Annotated in this window: 21 protein-coding genes, 3 tRNA genes and 1 pseudogene; 16 read left to right on the top strand and 9 right to left on the bottom strand. The window is 44.2% G+C overall.

The window, feature by feature from the left end; translation table 11 throughout:
• Positions 1-54 precede the first annotated feature (54 nt).
• From ACZ5GB_RS02930 to truB, 12 genes are all read left to right on the top strand, one after another.
• Complete coding sequence (locus ACZ5GB_RS02930; protein ID WP_464327488.1) at positions 55-264, top strand: cold-shock protein; 210 nt, start codon at positions 55-57, stop codon at positions 262-264.
• 39 nt (positions 265-303) lie between these two features.
• Entirely contained in the window at positions 304-1530 is a 1227-nt protein-coding gene (locus ACZ5GB_RS02925; protein ID WP_464327487.1) for a bifunctional folylpolyglutamate synthase/dihydrofolate synthase, read from the top strand.
• Positions 1520-2071: a ribosome biogenesis GTP-binding protein YihA/YsxC gene (gene yihA / locus ACZ5GB_RS02920; RefSeq protein WP_464327486.1), complete on the top strand. Its 552-nt coding sequence runs from the start codon at positions 1520-1522 to the stop codon at positions 2069-2071. Before ACZ5GB_RS02925 ends, yihA begins: the two co-directional genes overlap by 11 nt.
• Positions 2058-2888, top strand: coding sequence for a lipoyl synthase (gene lipA, locus ACZ5GB_RS02915; RefSeq protein WP_464327485.1), 831 nt, complete (start codon positions 2058-2060; stop codon positions 2886-2888). The genes yihA and lipA overlap by 14 nt, the downstream gene beginning before the upstream one ends.
• A gap of 2 nt (positions 2889-2890) precedes the next feature.
• Positions 2891-3910: a type I glyceraldehyde-3-phosphate dehydrogenase gene (gap, locus tag ACZ5GB_RS02910; protein WP_464327484.1), complete on the top strand. Its 1020-nt coding sequence runs from the start codon at positions 2891-2893 to the stop codon at positions 3908-3910.
• Between the two features lie 20 nt (positions 3911-3930).
• Positions 3931-4003: transfer RNA gene (locus tag ACZ5GB_RS02905), tRNA-Pro, on the top strand.
• Positions 4004-4077, top strand: a tRNA-Arg gene (locus tag ACZ5GB_RS02900).
• A complete protein-coding gene (locus ACZ5GB_RS02895) occupies positions 4042-4692 on the top strand; it encodes an alpha/beta fold hydrolase (RefSeq protein WP_464327813.1) in 651 nt (216 codons plus the stop codon). Before ACZ5GB_RS02900 ends, ACZ5GB_RS02895 begins: the two co-directional genes overlap by 36 nt.
• The gene (locus ACZ5GB_RS02890; RefSeq protein ID WP_464327483.1) at positions 4652-5308 is read left to right on the top strand and encodes a methyltransferase domain-containing protein; all 657 of its coding nucleotides are present in this window, start codon (positions 4652-4654) and stop codon (positions 5306-5308) included. Before ACZ5GB_RS02895 ends, ACZ5GB_RS02890 begins: the two co-directional genes overlap by 41 nt.
• The gene (locus ACZ5GB_RS02885; RefSeq protein ID WP_464327482.1) at positions 5305-6714 is read left to right on the top strand and encodes a Do family serine endopeptidase; all 1410 of its coding nucleotides are present in this window, start codon (positions 5305-5307) and stop codon (positions 6712-6714) included. Before ACZ5GB_RS02890 ends, ACZ5GB_RS02885 begins: the two co-directional genes overlap by 4 nt.
• Before the next feature lie 5 nt (positions 6715-6719).
• Positions 6720-7652, top strand: coding sequence for a sigma-70 family RNA polymerase sigma factor (locus ACZ5GB_RS02880; protein WP_464327481.1), 933 nt, complete (start codon positions 6720-6722; stop codon positions 7650-7652).
• On the top strand, positions 7652-8515 hold the full coding sequence (gene truB / locus ACZ5GB_RS02875; protein WP_464327480.1) for a tRNA pseudouridine(55) synthase TruB: 864 nt from the start codon (positions 7652-7654) through the stop codon (positions 8513-8515). Before ACZ5GB_RS02880 ends, truB begins: the two co-directional genes overlap by 1 nt.
• Here the strand turns inward: truB and prfA are convergent.
• The 3 genes and pseudogenes from prfA to alaS form a co-directional block, all read right to left on the bottom strand.
• Positions 8499-9572 carry a peptide chain release factor 1 gene (gene prfA, locus ACZ5GB_RS02870; protein WP_464327479.1) on the bottom strand — a complete coding sequence of 358 codons (1074 nt, stop codon included), beginning with the start codon at positions 9570-9572 and terminating at the stop codon, positions 8499-8501. The two genes, truB and prfA, sit on opposite strands and share 17 nt — an antisense overlap.
• Positions 9572-9757 carry a 50S ribosomal protein L31 gene (rpmE, locus tag ACZ5GB_RS02865; RefSeq protein ID WP_464327478.1) on the bottom strand — a complete coding sequence of 62 codons (186 nt, stop codon included), beginning with the start codon at positions 9755-9757 and terminating at the stop codon, positions 9572-9574. Before rpmE ends, prfA begins: the two co-directional genes overlap by 1 nt.
• Positions 9754-12359: pseudogene (gene alaS, locus ACZ5GB_RS02860) on the bottom strand (alanine--tRNA ligase). Before alaS ends, rpmE begins: the two are co-directional and overlap by 4 nt.
• 127 nt (positions 12360-12486) lie before the next feature.
• Between alaS and ACZ5GB_RS02855 the strand changes: the two are divergent.
• Positions 12487-13335 carry a hypothetical protein gene (locus ACZ5GB_RS02855; RefSeq protein ID WP_196607743.1) on the top strand — a complete coding sequence of 283 codons (849 nt, stop codon included), beginning with the start codon at positions 12487-12489 and terminating at the stop codon, positions 13333-13335.
• Between the two features lie 87 nt (positions 13336-13422).
• Here the strand turns inward: ACZ5GB_RS02855 and ACZ5GB_RS02850 are convergent, their stop codons facing one another.
• Genes ACZ5GB_RS02850 through ACZ5GB_RS02830 form a run of 5 tightly spaced genes read right to left on the bottom strand, consistent with a single transcriptional unit; the run spans position 13423 to position 17733 of the window.
• Complete coding sequence (locus tag ACZ5GB_RS02850; protein WP_464327477.1) at positions 13423-14145, bottom strand: ABC transporter ATP-binding protein; 723 nt, start codon at positions 14143-14145, stop codon at positions 13423-13425.
• Positions 14114-14833, bottom strand: coding sequence for an ABC transporter ATP-binding protein (locus tag ACZ5GB_RS02845; RefSeq protein ID WP_464327476.1), 720 nt, complete (start codon positions 14831-14833; stop codon positions 14114-14116). The genes ACZ5GB_RS02850 and ACZ5GB_RS02845 overlap by 32 nt, the downstream gene beginning before the upstream one ends.
• The gene (locus ACZ5GB_RS02840; RefSeq protein ID WP_464327475.1) at positions 14818-15708 is read right to left on the bottom strand and encodes a branched-chain amino acid ABC transporter permease; all 891 of its coding nucleotides are present in this window, start codon (positions 15706-15708) and stop codon (positions 14818-14820) included. Before ACZ5GB_RS02840 ends, ACZ5GB_RS02845 begins: the two co-directional genes overlap by 16 nt.
• Complete coding sequence (locus ACZ5GB_RS02835) at positions 15695-16567, bottom strand: branched-chain amino acid ABC transporter permease (protein ID WP_464327474.1); 873 nt, start codon at positions 16565-16567, stop codon at positions 15695-15697. The genes ACZ5GB_RS02840 and ACZ5GB_RS02835 overlap by 14 nt, the downstream gene beginning before the upstream one ends.
• Positions 16558-17733 (bottom strand): amino acid ABC transporter substrate-binding protein, encoded by a 1176-nt coding sequence (locus ACZ5GB_RS02830; protein ID WP_464327473.1) that lies wholly within the window; start codon positions 17731-17733, stop codon positions 16558-16560. Before ACZ5GB_RS02830 ends, ACZ5GB_RS02835 begins: the two co-directional genes overlap by 10 nt.
• Before the next feature lie 229 nt (positions 17734-17962).
• On the opposite strand from ACZ5GB_RS02830, the gene ACZ5GB_RS02825 reads away from it, so the two are divergent.
• Entirely contained in the window at positions 17963-18742 is a 780-nt protein-coding gene (locus tag ACZ5GB_RS02825) for a ParB/RepB/Spo0J family partition protein (protein ID WP_464327472.1), read from the top strand.
• Here ACZ5GB_RS02825 and ACZ5GB_RS02820 read toward each other — a convergent pair.
• Positions 18739-19476 carry a nitrilase-related carbon-nitrogen hydrolase gene (locus ACZ5GB_RS02820; RefSeq protein ID WP_464327471.1) on the bottom strand — a complete coding sequence of 246 codons (738 nt, stop codon included), beginning with the start codon at positions 19474-19476 and terminating at the stop codon, positions 18739-18741. The genes ACZ5GB_RS02825 and ACZ5GB_RS02820 overlap by 4 nt on opposite strands.
• A 25-nt stretch (positions 19477-19501) precedes the next feature.
• Between ACZ5GB_RS02820 and ACZ5GB_RS02815 the strand changes: the two genes are divergently transcribed.
• Positions 19502-19589: transfer RNA gene (locus ACZ5GB_RS02815), tRNA-Ser, on the top strand.
• 12 nt (positions 19590-19601) lie between these two features.
• A complete protein-coding gene (locus ACZ5GB_RS02810; protein ID WP_464327470.1) occupies positions 19602-20177 on the top strand; it encodes a CDP-alcohol phosphatidyltransferase family protein in 576 nt (191 codons plus the stop codon).
• Positions 20178-20180 lie beyond the last annotated feature (3 nt).

Below are 20180 nucleotides of genomic sequence, written 5' to 3'. Positions count from 1 at the left end.
CGCCTTACCTTTCTAAGCTTGCTAAGTAATAATTTTTAAGGAGGTTTTTGTTCCATGCCACTCACAGGTACAGTCAAATGGTTCAGCAAAGAAAAGGGTTATGGTTTTATAACCCGTGATGACAATCAAGGAGATGTGTTTGTGCACTTCTCCGCTATACAGCAAAGAGGCTTCAAGACCCTTCAGCAAGGTCAAAGGGTCGAGTTTGATGTAGAACAGGATACAAAAGGTTTAAGAGCTAAAAACGTAAGAGTTATCTCCTAAGGCTGATAAGCCCCCTTCCGGGGGCTATAATTAAACTTTATGCGTGTTTATGACCTTTATAAGGGTAAAGACTACCACATAGTTCCAACCTTAGAAAGAATAGAAAGGGCCGTAGATTATCTTGGTTTAAAGCCTTCCTACGCATCTATTCAGGTGGGAGGGACCAACGGTAAAGGTTCTACCTGTGCCTTCATAAGCAATCTATTGCAACATCACGGTTATAAAGTTGGCTGGTTTGTATCTCCACACCTCTTTGATGAAAGGGAAAGGTGGAGGATTAACGGAAGGAAAATACCGGAAGAAAGGCTATCCTACTTAATAAAAGAGCTTAAAAATGTTTTTGAAAGATTTGAACTTACCTATTTTGAGGCATGCACTCTTTTGGCGCTAAGATTCTTTGAAGAGGAAGGGGTTGATCTTGCAGTCTTTGAAGTGGGCATGGGTGGAAGGTGGGATGCCACAAAGGTGTGCTTGCCAGAGGTGTGCGTAATAACAAACATACAGAGGGACCATACAAAGTGGCTGGGTGCAGACTGCGAGAGTAGGGCCGTAGAAAAGCTTGGTATATACAGAAGGGGAAAGCCCTTGGTCCTTGGAAGTATGAGGTACCCACTATATCCCAAGGCTTTGGAAATGTGCAGGGAGGAAGACCTTTATGTGGCGGGCATTGACTTTTTTTCTTACGGAAGGGTGGAGGGGCTTACCACTTTGATGGACTTTTACAAAGATGATGCTATGGACATAAAAGAGGTGGAGCTTGGCCTATGGGGAAGGTATCAGATAGACAACGCAAGCCTTGCCCTAAGGGCCACAGGCCTTTTGATAAAACTTGAAGAACAAAGGGTAAGAAGGGCGTTGAAAAATACAAGATGGGAAGGCAGGATGGAGATAGTAAGGAAGGACCCTCTACTCATACTGGATGGCGCTCACAATCCCGATGGTGTGGCCAGGGTTGTAAAAGAGGTTAAAAGCCACCTTGGAGGCCTTACACCAGTTTTTACAGCCTTACGTGAAAAGGAATGGGACCTATCTCTAACATACCTTAGAAGCCTATCGGACAAGCTTTACCTTGTTCCCATAAAACACCATAGAGGAGAAGATATACAAAAGGTCTATCAGAAGGCAAAAGAATTGGGCTTTAAGGAAATCCATCTTCTTGAAGAGGCACGCCAAGCCTTGGACCTTCAGGAGGATATAATAGTCCTTGGGTCCCTTTACCTTATAGGAGAAATAAAGGAAATACTTGAGGGAGTGCATGAAGGTTAAGTTCGTTGGTAGTTTTAAGAAGGACTTTCCTAAGGATGAGAGAAGGCATGTGGTCTTTGCAGGAAGGTCCAACGTAGGTAAATCCTCCCTTATAAACATGGTGGTGGGGCAGGATATAGCAAGGGTGAGCAAAGAACCCGGAAGGACAAGGAGCGTTAATTTTTTCCTCCTTGAAGATTATGATGTTTATCTTGTGGACCTTCCCGGCTATGGCTTTGCAAAGGTCTCAAAGGCAGAAAGGGAAGAGTGGCGTGCAATGATAGAAGATTACTTTAAAAGCTGTTGGGAGAATATAAGGGTTGTCTTTTTGCTTATAGATAGCCTTGTGGGTCCTACGGATTTGGATGTGCAAGCTATTGAATGGTTTGAGGGCCTAAGGCTTCCATATATTATAGTTCTTACCAAGTGTGATAGGGCTACACAGAAGGATATACACCAAGCTATCAAGAAAGTGAAGGAAGTCACATCAGCCACAGTTATACAGACTTCTTCAAAAGAGGGAAGAGGAAAAAAGGAGATTTTAAAGTATGCTGTTGGTTAAAGCACCTCAAAAGGAGGTTTTATTCAAAACACAGCAGGTTTTGAGGAAGTATTCTCTTAACACCGTTTGTGAAGAGTCTCTATGCCCCAACATAGGCGAATGCTTTTCTAAGGGAACTGCCACCTTTTTAATATTGGGTAAGGTATGCACAAGGGCTTGTAAGTACTGTCATGTGGCAACAGGAAGGCCTACTGCACCAGACCCATCGGAACCCATAAGGCTATACTATGCTATAAAAGAGCTAAGGCTAAGGTATGTGGTGATAACTTCCGTAGACAGGGATGACCTGTCCGATTATGGCTCTGGGCATTTTCGCAGGTGCGTAGAGTTTTTAAAATCAAGGGATAAGGACCTTAAGGTGGAGGTTTTAACCCCAGACTTCCAAGGGTCGGAAAGGGCTCTTGAAAACATAGTTATATCCCATCCAGATGTGCTTGCACACAACATAGAAACGGTAGAAAGGCTTTTTCCAAAGGTTAGGCCTCAGGGAGATTATAAAAGAAGCCTCAAGGTCTTGGAGTTTTATTCAAAAAGCCAAATTGCACCCGTGAAATCAGGGCTTATGCTTGGTTTGGGGGAAAGATGGGAGGAAGTTATCAAGACAATGGAAGACCTTAAAAGGGTAGGTGTATCCATACTGGTTATAGGTCAATACCTTAGCCCAGGCCCTAAGCACTACCCAGTGGCCAAGGTCTACTCAAAGGAAGAGTTTGATAGGTTAAAAGATATAGCATTGTCTTTGGGCTTTGAAAGGGTATTGTGCGAGCCTTTGGCAAGGTCCTCTTACCATGCCCATGAGTTGGTTTATAATGTGTAATTATGGGTATTAAAGTTGGCATAAACGGCTTTGGTAGAATAGGTAGGTCCTTTCTTAGAGCTTGCTACGGCTATGAAGATATTGAAATAGTGGCGATCAACGACCTAACAGATACGCAAACTTTGGCCCATCTATTAAAGTATGACTCTGTGCATGGAAGGTTTAAAGGGAAAGTGGAAGCAAAAGACTCAAGCCTTGTAGTGGATGGAAAAGAGATAAGGGTATTCTCTGTAAAAGACCCGGCAGAAATACCATGGGGCGAGCTTGGCGTGGATGTGGTGATAGAATCCACGGGCGCCTTTACCAGCAGAGAAAAGGCCGAACTCCATCTTAGGGACACGGTCAAAAGGGTTATCATCTCTGCACCCGCCAAAAACCCTGATATAACCGTAGTTTTGGGTGTTAACGAGAGTATGTATGACCCAGAACAGCACAGGATCATATCCAACGCCTCTTGTACTACCAACTGCTTGGCTCCAACCCTTAAGGTGCTTCATGAAAAGTTTGGTGTAAAGAGGGGTTATATGGTTACGGTGCATGCTTACACCAACGACCAAAGGGTCTTGGACCTTCCTCACAAGGACCTAAGGCGTGCAAGGGCCTCTGGAATAAACATAATACCAACCACCACAGGTGCAGCAAAGGCCATAGGCGAAGTAATCCCAGAGCTTAAGGGTAAGCTTGACGGCACAGCCAGGCGTGTGCCTGTGGCCGATGGTTCCTTGATAGACCTAACAGTGGTGGTAGAAAATCCCCCCTCTTCTGTGGAGGAGGTAAACAGAGCCTTTAAAGAGGCCTCAGAAAACTCTCTCAAAGGCATACTTGAATACACAGAAGACCCTATAGTCTCACAGGACATAATAGGAAACCCCCACTCAGCCATCTTTGACGCTGGGCTAACTCAAGTGCTTGGAGACTTGGTCCATGTGGGCGCTTGGTATGATAACGAATGGGGTTATTCTTGCAGGCTTAGAGACCTTGTCCTTTTTGTTGCAGAAAAGGAACCTACACTTAAAGCCTGAGATATAATTTTATATAGATACGGGGTGTAGCTCAGGTGGCAGAGCGTTGGCTTTGGGAGCCAAAGGTCGCAGGTTCAAGTCCTGCCACCCCGAGGGTCCGTAGCTCAGCTGGACAGAGCAAGGGATTTCTAATCCCTAGGTCGGGGGTTCGAGTCCCTCCGGACCCGCTTTTCTTCATCCACGGATGGGGGTTTAGCTCAAAGGTCCTAAAAAACATACCATCCATAGACTTACCCTTTCATGGAGAAAGCACACTTGAATACAAGGACCTTTGGAGTCTGGCAAGGGATATAGCCCTAAGGGTGGAAAAAGGTTCCCTTTTGATAGGTTGGTCGCTGGGTGCAAGCTTGGCTCTTATGATGGCATATATGTTTCCAGATAGGTTTAGGGGGCTTTTGCTCATTGGAGCTTGTGCATGCTTCTCTTGTGCTTGGCCGGAGAAGAACCTTAGAGGTTTTATGCTAAGGCTTGAAAGGGACAGAGAAAGCTTTTTAAAAGAGTTTAGGTCCTTAGCCTATCCCAAGCCTTTTGAGGATAGCCTTAACCTTGAGGGTGCAAGGGAGATGTTAAAGGATTATATGAAATTGGACCTAAGGCCCATACTACCATACATAAGACAAAGGACCATAATCTTGCACGGCACAGAGGACCCCATAGCACCCTTTAGCTCATCCCTTACCCTTTACAACATGCTAAAAAGGTCTAAATTAATAACCTTCTTAGGAGGACATTTCCCAAAGGATGAAAGTCTTATCTTTAAAGTTCTCAAGAGCGTGCAATAGCTACGAAGATTGGGCTCTGCCCCAAAGGTACTCTGCAGAAAGGCTAAAAAGAATTGAAGATATAAAAGGGTCTGTCCTTGATGTGGGCTGTGGCACTGGCCTTATGAGTCAAGGGTTGCAAGAGGTGGTTGGCGTGGATATTGCCATGGGTATGGCAAGGGTATATAAGGAAAGGTTTGGGAAGGTTGTGCTTGGAGATGCTCATAATTTACCCTTCAAGGATAAAAGCTTTGACTGTGTGGTTAGCAATTTTGCCCTTCATTGGACAGACATAAATAAAAGCCTGCCGGAGGCTTTGAGGGTTTGTAAAAGGCTTTTTTTATGTGCTTTGCCAGTGGAAGGTAGCCTCCCACAAACAGGCTTCCCCTTCCCAAAGGTAGAGGAAGTAGGGTCCATTCTTGAAAGTAAGGCGACAATAAAGAGTTTTTTTGTTGAGGATATTCTTATCCCCTTTCAAGGCTGGGATTTGATACGGTTTTTCCACTATACGGGTTCTTCCTATAATCCTCTCCTCAAAGGTGGTATAATCTCAAAGAGGAGGCTTGAAAGTATGATAAAAACGATTGACAAGCCCCTTTTTAGGGTCCTATTCTTTTCCTGTGAGGTAAAAGGATGAAGAGGAGGTTAAAGATGCTATCCTTCTTATCGGTTTTTTTCTTGCTTTCTTCCCTGTTCTTTAGCTGCAAAGCACAGCAAAAGGAAGCCCAACCTACAAAAGAAGAAAAGCCTGTAATAACCTCCAACGTGCTTTCTCAGTTTGAACAGGAGCTTACCACCATAGTGGAAGCCGTATCCCCTTCTGTGGTAACCATATTTGCAACGCAAGAAGTATCGGGCATAGAAGTTCCCTTCCCCTTCCCATTCCAAATACCACCACAGGAGAGAAGGTCCCTTGGTTCTGGTGTAATAATAGACCACAAAAAGGGTAAGTTTTATATACTTACCAACAGTCATGTGGTACAGAATGCCAGGGCAATAACTGTAAGGTTTGATAAGCACACAGAAAAAAAGGCAAGGATAGTTGGCACAGACCCCAAAACGGATGTGGCTGTGATAGAGGTGGATGATAAGGATATACCAGACCCCCAAAGTAGGATAGCCAAGCTTGGAGATTCTGACAAACTAAAGGTTGGACAATTGGTAATAGCCATAGGAAATCCTTATGGTTTGGAAAGAACTGTAACCGTTGGCGTGGTGTCTGCCCTGAGAAGGGCCATAGGTATTACCCAGTATGAAAGCTTTATACAAACAGACGCAGCCATAAACCCGGGCAACTCTGGCGGACCCCTTGTAAATATAAAAGGCGAGGTAATAGGTATAAACACGGCCATTTTGGCAGAAGGTCAAGGCCTTGGCTTTGCCATACCCATAAACTTAGCCAAGTGGGTGGCGGACCAACTTATAGAAAAGGGTAAGGTGGTAAGAGGATGGCTTGGGGTGGTAATACAGGACATAACGCCAGAAATGGCGGAAAACCTTGGTATAAAAGAAGGTGTAATAATAGCTCAAGTAATGCCCGGAAGCCCTGCAGATAAGGCAGGTCTTAGGGTAGGGGATATAGTGGTGGAGATAGATGGTCAAAAGGTTAATGAGGTGAGGGAGCTACAATTTAAGATAATGAGAACACCGCCTGGTAAAGAAGTTAATATGAAGGTCATAAGGGAAGGTAAGGAGATAAGCCTTAGGGTAAAAGTGGGTGAGATGCCAGAAGATAGGCAGGTGGGAGAGCAGGACCAAACACAAACAGACATAGGTCTTATGCTAAGAGAGCTTACACCTGAGGAAGAAAAAAGGTTTGGTGTTAAGGGTTTGCTTGTGGTTGGTGTGGCGCCCAACAGCCTTGCCATGCAAAGCGGTATATTGCCAGGTGATATAATACTCCAAGTGGGCAACAGACCTGTATACAGTGTAAAGGACTTTCAACAAAGTATAGAAGCCTTAAGGCAGGGGGGTAAAAATAGCGTCCTCCTACTCATAAGAAGGAGAGGGAATAACCTCTTTTTAGTCTTAAGGTTGAGGTAGGAAAGATGATACCAGATACAGAGCAAGAGATCATAAACCAATACCTTAAAAAGGTTTCCAAAATACCCCTCCTCACTCCCGAGGAGGAGAAGGAAGTGGCCAGAAGGGCAAAGGAAGGCGACCCACAGGCCTTTAGGAGGCTTGTGGAGGCAAACCTAAGATTTGTTATAAGCATAGCCAAACAATACCTTGGGTATGGTCTTCCCCTTTCCGAATTGATCGCCGCTGGCAACCATGGACTAATAGAGGCGGCCAAAAGATTTGACCCAGATAGGGGCGTAAAGTTTATATCTTATGCCGTTTGGTGGATAAGGCAGGCAATTATGCAGGCACTTTCCCAACAAACGGGAGCAGTGAGAATACCAATAAAACAATCCCATCTTATAAACCGTATTAGCAGTATATACAGCAGGCTATACAGGGAGTTTGAAAGGGAACCAACTTCTGAAGAGATAGCCTATGAATATACAAAGGAGATACTTCAAAAGGAGCTTGAAAAGGAGCTTGGAAGGGAGCCAACCGAGGAAGAGATAGAAAAAAGGATAAAAAAGGAAGGTTATAAGATAAGCCCGGAGGAAGTGGAGAAGTGTTTACAGCTTTGCAGGGTTCCTCTATCCCTTGATGCGCCAGTGGGCGAAAACGAGGATACTTCCTTTGTGGACTTTTTGAGCCAACACGGCACTGCGGACGTGGAAGAAAAGATAATAAACGAAGTTTTGGAAAAGGAGATAGAGGACCTGTTGGATAAACTTCCCGAAAAGGAAAGAAGGGTTATAGAGCTTAGGTTTGGTCTAAGGGGTGAGGAGCCAAGGACGCTAAGGGAGATAGGTGAAATTTTGCAGATATCAAGGGAAAGAGTGCGTCAGCTTGAGACAAGGGCGCTTAGAAAGCTAAGAAATATGGCTATGAAAAGGCATCTTAAAGACTTTTTAAGCTGATGCTTTCTGGAATACTCCTCGTAGACAAGCCAAAGGGCATGACCTCTATGGAAGTGGTGGAAGGCATTAAAAAAAGGTTTAAAGTAAAAGCTGGGCATAGTGGAACCCTTGACCCAATAGCCACTGGACTTTTGCTTGTCCTTATAAACGAGGCCACAAAGTTTTCCCAGTTTTTCACAAGCTTGGATAAGGCATATATCACTGTAGCAAAGCTTGGTGAGATAACAGATAGCTATGACGCAGAAGGAGAAATATTGGAAACAAGGCCAGTAGAAATATCTTGTGAAGATGTAAAAAATGCTTTAAAAAGCCTTACTGGTACCATACTCCAAACACCACCGCCTTTTTCGGCAAAGCGTGTGGGGGGAAAAAGGGCCTATGAATTGGCAAGAAAGGGCCTAAAGGTGGATATAAAGCCGGTAGAGGTGCATGTTTACAAAGCAGAATTGAGAGAATGCAACCTACCACATGTTAGTCTATACTTTGAGGTATCTTCCGGCACCTATATAAGGAGCTTGGTTCATCAGCTTGGCCTTGACCTCTCCTGCGGAGCCCATGTGGTAGAGCTAAGAAGGTTAAGGATTGGAAATTTTGGCGTGGAGAAGGCTATAAGCTACCATAGGCTTATGTCCCTTGAGGACCTCGCCGGGCTTTTGATACCCATAGGGGATGCCCTTGATTTTCTGCCAAGGATAAGCCTAAGTAGAGAACTTTCAAGAAGGATAAGGCACGGCATGCCTATAAGGCTTGAAAGGCCTTATGAAAGAACCTTTCTCAGACTGTATGAGATGGATAACTTTTTGGGTGTGGGCCTTATAGAGGATAATATGCTAAAGCCTTACAGGCTTATGCGAGAGCTTTAAGCTTTTCTTCTATATCGTGTTCTATAAGGGCCTGTATAATCTCATCCAGCTTTCCTTCCAATACATCTTGTAGCCTGTAAAGGGTAAGGTTTATCCTGTGGTCTGTAACCCTATTTTGAGGAAAGTTGTAGGTTCTTATCTTTTCGCTCCTCTCTCCAGTGCCTACCTGTTGTCTTCTTTCCCTTGCCAATTCTTCTTCCTTTTGTCTTTCAAAAAAGTCCTTTAGCCTTGCATAGAGTATTTTTAGGGCCTTCTGCCTGTTTTGGAATTGGGACCTTTCATCTTGACAGGAGACGGTTATACCAGTTGGAAAGTGGGTTATCCTTACTGCCGTTTCTGTAGTGTTTACATACTGGCCTCCCGCACCGCTTGCCCTAAAGGTCTCTATCTTAAGGTCCTTTGGGTCTATCTGTATTTCTGTTTCATCCGTTTCTGGGAGGACTGCCACGGTAGCCGTTGATGTATGTATTCTACCGCCCGCCTCCGTTGCTGGCACCCTTTGAACCCTATGAACGCCGCTTTCAAACTTAAGCCTTGAGTATGCTCCCTCACCCTCAATAAGGGCTATAACCTCCTTATATCCACCAAGGCCCGTTTTGTTGGCAGAGAGTATGCTAAACTTCCATCCCTTTTCTTCCGCATACTTTTGGTACATATGCAATAGGTCTGCCACAAAAAGAGCAGCCTCTTCACCACCCACACCAGCCCTTATCTCAAGGATAACGTTTTTGCTATCCTTTGGGTCTTTTGGTAGCAACAGAATTCTTATCTCCTTTTCTACCTTTTCCAGCTCTTTGGTAAGCCTTTCCACCTCTTCCTTTGCCAGTTCTTTTAGCTCTTCATTCTTTAAAAGTTCCCTGGCTTGTTGTAGGTCAGAAAGGATCTTTTTGTAGTTTTTGTACGCATTGTAAAGCTCCTCAAGCTCTTTTAGCTCCTTTCCAAGCTTTGTAAGCTTTTCTCTGTCAGAAACTACCTCTGGACTACTAAGTTGGTATTGAAGCTCCAAATACCTCTGCTCGGCTAACTTTAACTTCTCTTCAAGCTCCTGGCTAAGCATTACTTCTTGCTGGTTAGCTCAAGGAAGGCGGGCTTTACTCTTAGCTTTCCTGTGTAAAAAGGATGGCAAGCGTTGCATGTTTCAAGGTATACGGTGCCACCCTTTGTGGAAAGCAAGGTAAACTGGTTCCCACAACCACATACAAAAAGCGTAGGTTTAAGCTCTGGATGTATGCCCTTTTTCATCCTTTCACCTCCTTAAGCCTATCTATTATAACAGATTTTAAGGCCTCCAAGGCAGTTTGCAAGCCCTCAAGGGTGTTTACCCTTCCCTGCACAAGGTCATCCCTTCCGCCTCCACCACCGCCAAGATGTTCAGAGACAATGTTCATAAGGTCCTTTGCAGAAATTTGGCCTGTCAAGGCCCTTGAAAGGGCTATAAGGGATGATACCTTGTCCCCTCTCTTGCTAAGGAGGAATACTATGGCTTTGTTGTCTTTGTTCCTTATATTATCGGCCAGGACAAGCATATCCTTTGGGTCCACATCCTCCAAAAGGCCAAAGTAAAAGTCTATTTGTCCTAAGCTTTCCTTCTTTATGTCCGAAAGGGCTGTTCCGCCAGTCAAGAGCTTTTCCTTTAACCTTGCTATCTCTCTTTCTTTTTCTTTAATCTCCTCCATAAGCCTTTGTATTGCCTTTGGTATATCTTCTGTGGATACTCCAAGGAGGCGTGCGCTTTCGGTAAGGACCTTTCTCTCGTTGAAGGCATCTTCCACTGCCCACCTGCCCGTTTTGGCCACTATACGCCTTATGCCAGCACCTACGGAAGACTCAGAAACTATTCTAAAGTAGCCTATATCTCCAGTCCTTTTAACATGCGTCCCACCACATAGTTCTTTTGAAAAGTCCCCCACGCTCAAAACTCTCACCCTATCTCCGTACTTTTCCTCAAAGATGGCTATGGCTCCGCTTTTTATGGCAGATTGATAGTCCATTTCCTCCACCATCACAGGCTGGTTTTTCATGATTTGATAGTTTACAAGCTCTTCTATCTTCTTTATCTCCTCCTCCGTAAGGGGTTGGAAGTGGGTAAAGTCAAAGCGTAAATACTGGTCTGCCACCAAGGAACCAGCTTGTCGCACATGTTCTCCCAACACCTCCCTTAAGGCTGCATGCAAAAGGTGGGTGGCCGTGTGGTTTCGCTTTATATCTTCCCTTCTTTCTTCCTCTATGTGGGCAAAAACTTGTTCTCCTACCTTTAAAACGCCTTTAACCATATATCCCTTATGGGCTATTATGCCTTCCAGTGGAGATTGGGTATCCTCAACGAAAAAGATGCCTTCTGGACCTTCAATGGTTCCCACATCGCCTATCTGGCCACCCCTTTCTGCGTAGAAAGGTGTTTCTTTTAGGAACACTTCTGCCTTTTCTCCCTCTTTTAGTTCAGAGACAAGCTCCCCATCCTTTATTATGGCCAAAACTTGAGTGTTTGCAGATGTTTCTTCGTAGCCTATAAATTTGGAAGTCATGCCAAGCTCTTTTAGATGGTGATAAATGGGCTGTGTTTCTTCCGCTTCTATCTTAAAGTGCTTTCTTGCCCTTTCCCTCTGCTCTTCCATCTCTTTATGGAAGCCTTCCATATCAAGGCTTATGCCCCTTTCTCTTGCCATCTCTTCAAGGAGGTCTATTGGAAAGCCATAGGTGTCGTATAGGGTGAATATCTGGTCTCCGGGAATAACCCTTTCTGCCTTCTGCAATATCTCCTCTGCGTAAGGCATACCCCTTTTCAATGTGTTTATAAACCTTTCCTCCTCTCCCTTTATAACAGACTTTATAAAGGACCTTGCCTGCACAAGTTCTGGATAGGGGTCTTTCATTATATCCACAACCAAATCCACACCCTTGTGTAAAAAGGGTTCTTCAATGCCAAGCTTGTAGCCAAACCTCATTGCCCTTCTGAGTATCCTCCTTAGCACATAGCCTCTTCCCGCATTGGAAGGTAGGACCCCATCACCCACAGCAAAGGTGAGGGCCCTAAGGTGGTCCGCTATGACCCTTAGGGCGCTGTCTGTTTCAAAGTTTTCACCGTAGGATTTCTTTGATAGCTCCTCACCAAAGGTTATAAGGGGCCTTATGAGGTCTATCTCAAAATTGGTCCTTGTGCCTTGGAGAACGCTTGCCACCCTTTCTAAGCCCATGCCCGTGTCTATGTTAGGCTTTGGAAGGGGTGTGAGATTTCCCTTTCGTCCCTATTGTATTGCATAAAGACCAGGTTCCATATCTCAAGGTACCTTTCTGGCTCATAATCTGGACCCCTATCCACGTATATTTCCGAAGAAGGCCCACAAGGGCCCGTATCTCCCATCTGCCAAAAGTTATCCTCTTCTCCCATCCTCCATATGCGCTCCTCTGGCAGGCCTATATGGTCTCTCCACAAAAGAAAGGCCTCTTCATCCTCCTTAAAAACGCTCACATACAGCCTTTCCTTGGGTATTTTTAGATGTTCTGTGACAAATTCCCAGGCATACTCTATGGCTTCCTTTTTAAAGTAATCCCCAAAGGAGAAGTTGCCAAGCATCTCAAAAAAGGTGTGATGCCTTGAGGTAAAGCCTACGCTTTCAAGGTCGTTATGCTTTCCAGAGACTCTCAAACACTTTTGACAGGAAACTGCCCTTGTATATGGCCTTTTTTCAAGGCCAAGGAAAACTTCTTTAAAAGGCACCATGCCAGCGTTTACAAAAAGCAAGGTAGGGTCCTTTTCAGGCACAAGGCTGGCAGACTTTACCCTTGTATGCCCTTTCTTTTCAAAAAAGCTCAAAAAAAGTTCACGAATCTCATGTCCAGTCATGGAAATAGAATTATATACAAATTACACGCTGGGTGAGAAATTCCCTTTAAGCCAAACTTTCCATATCAATAAAAAGACAGCAGGGCTACTATAATAGTAGCCCTAAAAACCATCGGAGGTTTTTACCATGGAAATTATACCACCTTACCTACGCATCTACCAACAAATCCTAAAAGACCTTGAAAATGCCTTGCCATTCCTTAATGTGCCAAAAGCTAAAGCAGGCAGAAAGCCTAAACTCACAGACATCCATATAGCAGCCATCTTTATACTCTCCTACATAACCAATACAAAAGTCCTCACCTTAGCTAAACTACTTATTGACCCATCCATACAATCATGGCATATCTTCAGAAGATACAGACTCAAGAGAGTATACAGGATATTGAGAGAATACAAGCTTCACAAGCTGAGGCTTATGATTTTAGCAAGGCTTTTGTATGGTAAGAAGATAGAACTTGTAATAGATGGAACCATAGTGGACATAGCCAATGTAAACAGGGCGAGGACACAGAAGATAAGGAGGGTAAGAGGGAAGGTATGGTGGGCAAAGAGGAGAAGGAAGATAGTTCGGAGAGACAATGGGAAGGTAGTGGAGTTTGAGGAGGTCAGGTATGGCATGTTGATGATGGTGTTATGTGATAGGTGGGGAAGAGTTTATGATGTGTGGATAAGCTTTGGAAGTGTGCATGAGGTTAGGGCATTTAGGGAAAGGAAGAGAAGGAGTTTATGGTTTAGGAAGCTTGTGGAGAGTTGTGTGGTGTATGGAGATAGGGGTTATAGGGGTTGTGAAGGTGTGATTGTGTGTGGTAGTAGGGAGATGAGGGCAAAAAGGCAGGTAGTGGAAGGTGTTATAAGTCAGATAAAGCTTTTTAATGCTGGTAGTGGGTGGAGGACTTTAACTTGTGTGCTTGTGTATGTATATGCTTATGCTATTGGATATAGCTATTATAGGAGGGGTGAACTTGAGGTCTAATTTCTCACCCGGCGTATGGAAATAGAATTATATACAAATTGGGATTATTGCAATAGGGAACCTGGCTTTATTGTAAAGGCAACAAGGTCACCAAAGACCCATGTAAACCTTCCTAACCACATCCTTGGAAAGTAGTTCTTCCACCTCCCCCTCCGCCACAAGGCTTCCAAGGTCCAGCACATAACCCCTCTTACATAAAAGCTTTGCGAGGTATATCTCCTGCTCCACAACCAGCAGAGATACACCCTCCTTTGTGCTTATCTCCCTAAGGGCTTCTCCAAGCCTATCCACCACCTTTGGAGAAAGGCCCAAGGAAAGCTCATCTATCATAAGAAGCACAGGCTTTGACATGAAGGCCCTGCCTATGGAAAGCATCCTCTGAAAGCCTCCAGAGAGGTCGCCAGCCAGTTTCTTTCTCACCTGTGCCAGCTCTGGAAAGAAGTAATAGACCTTTTCCAACCTCTCTTTAAAATCCCTCCTCTTTGTATATGCGCCAAGCACAAGGTTTTCTTCAACGGTCATATCCAGAAAGAGGTTTTTTGTATCGCTTGCCAAAGCTATGCCAAGTTTTAACCTATCATAAGGGCTAACCTCAGATATGTCCCTGTCCTTAAACCTTATACTTCCATTCCATGGCTTGAGAAGGCCAGCTATGGTTTTCAGGAGAGTGCTTTTCCCAGAGCCGTTAGACCCAAAGACCACCACCGACTCTCCTTCATAAAGCACCATGTTTATCTCCTTTAAAACCACCATATCACCATAGCCTACGCTTAGGTCCTCAACCTTCAAAAGCAAGGTGCCTTTCTCCAAGATAAGCCCTCCTTACCTCTTGGTCCTGCGCCATACCCTCCAAGCTTCCATCATACACTATCCTTCCCCCATGAAGAACCACAACCCTATCCACAAGACCAAAAAGTGCCTTAAGCACATGTTCCACCATAAGTATGCTAATGCCCTCTTCCTTTAGTTCTTTTAAAAGGCTTTGAATCTCTTTTGTAGATGCTGGGTTTAGGCCCGCAAAAACCTCATCAAGTAAAAGCAAGCTTGGCTTAAGCGCCAAAGCCCTTGCCAGCTCAAGCCTCTTCCTTTGGGCTAAGGAAAGTTCACCGCCCTTTTTGTTTCTTAGCTCATATAACCCTACCCTTTTAAGAAGTTCCTCCACCTCAGCACCCTTTCCCGCATGGTGGCTTGCTATCTGTATATTCTCCCAAAGGGTAAGGTTCCAAAAAGGTCTTGGAATTTGAAAGGTCCTTCCTATACCAAGCCTTGCCCTTCTGTAGGATGGTAAACCACTTATATCAATGCCTTTAAAGCGCAATGTGCCAGAGTCCTGTCTTATTATACCAGATATGATGTTTAAAAGGGTGGTCTTGCCAGAGCCGTTTGGTCCCAATAGCCCAACCACTTCTCCCCTCTTTACACTAAGGCTTACACAGTCCAAAACCAGGTTTCCACCGTAAGATTTTTTAACATCTACCACCTCTAAGACCTTCTCCATACAAACCCCCTTGGAAAGAAGAGTATAAGTAAAACTATGGCAATGCCAAGAAGAAGGCCATGAAGCATAAGGAACTTGCTCCAAAGCAATTCAAAAAGCATCTCAAAGAAAAAGGACCAAAGGAGAGGACCATAGGTAGGAAGGGATAGGGAGAGGGTAAGTATGAAGAAGGTTTTTACCGACAGCATGGGATTAAAAAGGGTTGAAGCATCCACATAAGCATTCCAAAAGGAAAAAACACCTCCAGTTAAACCAAGGAAGAAAGCCATAACCATAAAGGCAATGGACCTATATAACACAACGTTTATACCCACGCTTAGGGCTGTGGTCTCATCCTCCCTTATAGCCTTCATGGTAAGCCCAAGCCTTGACCTATCAAGGAAAAGGGTAAGCATAAAGAGGGTTAAAAGTAAGGTAAGGAAGGAATAAAAGGCGATGAGGTTAGAATATTCAGGAAGGTTGAAGGCTATTCCCTTTGTGCCTCCTGTTATTTCAAGGTTTTGGGCAAGCTCCATCAAACAAAGTTGAAAGGCTAAGGTGGCTATAGCAAAGTAGTGGCTTTTTAACCTCATAAGGATGGGGGAGATAAGGAGGGAGAGAACAAGAGAAGATAAACCTCCAAACAAAAGGGATAAAAGAAGGGGAGTTGAATAGTTGTTGTAAAGGATGGAAAAGGTGTAGGCTCCAAAACCAAAGAAGGCTACACCTCCAAAGGCTGGATAGCCAAGGAAATGAAAGAGAAGGTTATGAGAATATGAGAGGCAGGATAAAAAGATAAAGGCTGTCAGAAGGCGAAGCCAATAGGGGTTTATCTGGAGGGGTAAAACAAAGAGAAGAAGGATTAAGAAAAGGAGTATTAAATCAGCCTTTCTCATGGTACCTTATGCCAAAGAGTCCTCTTGGTCTTATGGTAAGGAAGGCAATCAGAAGCATAAGAGAAACCACATTTTTCCAATCTTCTCCTAAGTAAAAGCCAGAGAAGACTTCAAAAAGGGATAAGATAAAACTACCAAAGGCAAGCCCGCTTACACTACCAAGCCCTGCAATAACACATATTAAAAAAGCCCTTATGGTAAGCCAGCCGGACTCAAAGGGTGTAAAGCCTTGAAGCATAGCATAAAAGCTACCAGAAAATAGGGCAAGCCCTATGGCAATGCCCGTGCTTATCATAAAAACCTTTTTAGGATCTATACCGCAAAGCTGGGCGCCAACAGGGTCCAAAGAGACAGCCCTTATAGCCCTGCCGGTCCATGAGTACCTTAGAAAGGTATAAAGGGCAAAAAGGGAGATTAAAGAAAAGAAAAAGACCAGAAGCCTATTAAGTGGAAGGATAAGGTCTGCAATAAAAAGGGAGGAGTTCTCAAAAGGAAGGCTTATAGACCTTATGTCCGCTTTGAATATAAGGTTTAAAAGGTTGGTTATAACCACATCAAAGCCAAAGGTAAGCACAAGTATGGTAAAGGGTTCATAACCCATAAGCCGGTTTACAAAGAGGGCTTGAAAGAAAAGCCCAAGGAGAAAGCCAAGGATAAATATGATAGGAAGGAAAAGCAAAACATCAAAGCCTGCCATATATATGATGTATGAAAGATAGGCTCCCAGAATTATAAAGGACCCGTAGGCCAAGTTTATTATGCCAGTTACACCCCACATTAAGGAAAAGCCAGCAGAAAGGATGGTATAAAAGCCTGAGAGTAAAAGAGCATCCAGTAGTAGCTGAAGCACTATTTCCATGAGGGCTTGGGATATATGGGTCCAGCCTCTTTTATAGGATATACGGTTACCTGACGCCCCTTTTGTATCTGGATAATGGCCATAGGCTTTGTGTTTATCTTACCTGTAGAGTCAAAGCCCACAGGTCCAAAGAGGGTTTCTACCTTGTTTTTTGTAAGAGCCTCCCTTACCTTGGGAACTTCAAGGCTTTTTGCCCTCTCTATGGCTTTTTGGAATACTATGCCAACGGCCACAGCTCCCGCCACATGATACTCTGGGTCTTCCTTAAACCTTTCCCTATAAAGCTTTACAAAGTTCTGCGTATTTCCAAAGATGGGGTCTTTGTAGTTTAAGGCAGGACTCCACTGCACAGGGCCGAATATTCCTTCCGCATCCTCTCCGAGGGACTTTACAAAAGCTGGTAGGGCGGGTCCAACGGTCAGGCCAAGGAACTTTGGATTTACCCTAAACTGTTTTAGCTGTTTTACCAAAAGAACAGAGTCTGCAAAGTGGCCAGAGCCTATTATTATGTCCGGTCTTTGAAGTCTTACCTTTTGAATAAGACTGGAAAGATCTTGTGCCTCCTTTGGATAGCCTTCAAAAAGGACCACTTTAAGGCCTTTTTTCTGAGCATGTTCATAGGCTCCCTGGGCTGCATCTTGGGCGAATATGTCCTTTTCATAAACTATGGCTATGGTTTTAAGATTTCTGTCTAAGGTGGTAGCAAGCTCCACAAGGTCCCTTCCATAGTTTGGTGCTATGGTGTAAAGCCCAAACACATTTTTGTATCCCTTTTCGTATATGTCGCTGGAGGCTCCACCAGCTTGAATCATAATGGCTCCATACTTTTCCACTATGGGTGCCGCTGCAAAAACCTGAGCACTTCCGTAGGGTCCAAGGATAAACCTTATACCATCTTGGACTATAAGCCTTTCCACAAGCCTTGCTGTGGTAGTAGGGTCGCTCTGGTCATCGTAATAAACTATCTCAACCTTATAATGCCTATCACCTACCTTTATGCCACCCTGTTCGTTTACCTTTTCCTTCCAAAGTTCATAACCCCTCTTTAAGAGCTGTCCCTCCTTGGCAAGCTTTCCCGTCAGAGAAACCGCCGCACCAAACTTTATAACCTCCTGCGCTCCCACAAGACTTAAAAGAGTCAACAAAAGAAAGATTACGTACCTCATAGTTATTAATTTTATACGCCGGGTGAGAAATTCGTCCTTTGTAGTGGCAGGTTTTAAACCTGTCAGATTATAAAACATCGTGCGGGTCAAAGACCAGCCGCTTTTACATTGCTCGTCTCATTTATTTTTTTAACAAAAAGGCATAATGGCATCACCGTTGCTTAATTAATTTCTCACCCAACGTGTAAAGGTTATAATATTTTTTTAAAACTACGCAAGAGTGTGTAGGATGAGGTTTAGGGAACCTATTAAGGGCTTAGAACTGGAGTTTGCCATAGTGCCAGAGAGCAAGATAGTTATACCATCTATTCAGCGTGAATTATCGGATGCACACATAAAAAGACTTATGGAGTCTATGGAGAAGATAGGCTTTGTGGAGCCTTTAACCGTGATTCCAACGGAAGATGGCTACTATGAGGTTATAAACGGACAGCACAGGTTTGAAGCAGGAAGAAGGCTTGGCATGTCAGAATTTCCAGTCATTATCCTCCCAGCCTCTGCCAAAGACTATATCATAGCCCTCAACGTAGAAAAGGTGCCATCGCTAAAGGATAAGGCCCATCAAGCCTATGAGATATTTATGTCTTATCTTCAGAAGGAGCCTTCTTTGGAAGAATACAGGCTTGAGAAGTTTGTAGAGGAAGCCTACCTTATAACCATAGGCTTTATAGTGGATAAGATAGGGGACAAGAAGTTTCCGGGCTACGCCTTTGAAAAGGTTCTAAAGAAGGTAGATTTCTTCTTGGACTCTCCCTTGGAGTCTGCAAAGGAAGAGAGGGAAAAGAGGGCGGAGGTTTTGATGAAGGCAAAAGAGGTGCTAAACAGAAGGTATGAAGAATTGGGACTAAAGAACGCCCTTCAGAAGGAGGCCATAGTTTCAAAGGCCTTCCAGATGGAGTATGGAAGGTATGTAAGGAACATAGGCGATGATTTTTATACTGTTTTTGAAAGGCTCATGTCTGCCATGGAAAAGGTCACCTTTGAGGAGGGAGAGCTGGAGGAGTTTTAAAACCTAAGGGGTATAAGTTCTCTTACCCTTTGCACCTGTTCCCTTTCCACACCTACCTGAAGTATGCTATCTCCCTTTTCGGAAAAGGCAAGCACCTCTCCCCAAGGGCTGTATATGGCAGAATGTCCGGCATACTCCTCCTCTCCCACCCTTCCCCAAGCGTTGGAAAGCATCAAAAAGGATTGATTTTCTATGGCCCTCACACGGGATAAGACCTTTAGATGTTCCTTTCTTTTCTCACCCCACATGGAAGGCACTATTAAAATATCCGCCTCTTTTAAGCTTTGTGAAAGTTCAGGAAACCTCAGCTCAAAGCATATGAGGATGCCAATTTTTGCCTTACAGCTTTCAAAGACCGGGTTTTCTACGCCCGGAGTAAAATGTTTTGGCTCTTCATACAAAGGAAATAGCTTTATCTTGTGCCTTACGCCTACTATTTTGCCCTTTTCCACCAAAATGGCCGAGTTGTATATCTTTCCTTCAAGCTTTAAAGGGTATGTGCCTACAAGGGTGAGGTCCCTCTCAAAAGAGAGCCTTTTTATCTCTTCCAACACATCCTCTGTCTTTTCCGCATGCTTGTCTAAGTTTTCATAGTCAAAGCCACACTGCCACATCTCTGGCAAGGCCACTATGGAGCCTTCCTTTATGTATTTGAGAATTTCCATTACCTTGGAAAGGTTTTCCTCCACCTTTCCAAAGGCTGGCCTGTATTGGACTACCGCAAGGTTTAGCATGCTGTTGGAATATAATTATAGGATAGGCGAGGTGCCGGAGTGGACGAACGGGGCGGTCTCGAAAATCGCTGTGGGTTCAAAGCCCACCGGGGGTTCGAATCCCTCCCTCGCCGTAGGAGAAGATTATGAGCTACCTTGTAAGAGAGTTAAAACCAACCTTTGAAAGGCTTGTAGAGCCATTGGTAGATTTACTTAATAAACTTGGCACCACTCCAAATCTTATAACCATACTTGGACTTTTTCTTGTGGCCATAGGCGCTCTTTTCCTCTACCTTGGCCAAAACCTTATAAGCTTTATCTTTTTACTTTTGGGTGCTTTGTGTGATGCTATAGACGGTAGCCTTGCAAGGCGTTCTGGCAGAAATTCGCCCTTTGGTGCCTTCTTTGACTCTCTTATGGACAGAATTTCCGATGCCCTTCCCTTTATAGCTATAGCCCTATCTTCGGAAGACAAAGTGCTTTCCCTTTTTTCCATGCTTGCTATGGTTTTTTCTTACACGGTTAGCTACGCAAGAGCAAGGGCTGAGGGGCTTGGCTTTGAGCTAAAGGTAGGCACCTTTGAAAGGCCTGAAAGGTGGATAGTCCTTCTTTTGGGCATTGCCCTTGATATGGTATTCCTTGCGGTGTTGATAATAGCCATAGGTTCTCTTTTCACCACCCTTCAAAGAGCCTATATTTTTATGAAAATTCAAAGGAGGTAAGAC

This window comes from Hydrogenobacter subterraneus (assembly GCF_055390195.1).
Note: the sequence above shows the minus strand (reverse complement) of the source record. Positions and strands in the feature narration are given on the sequence as shown.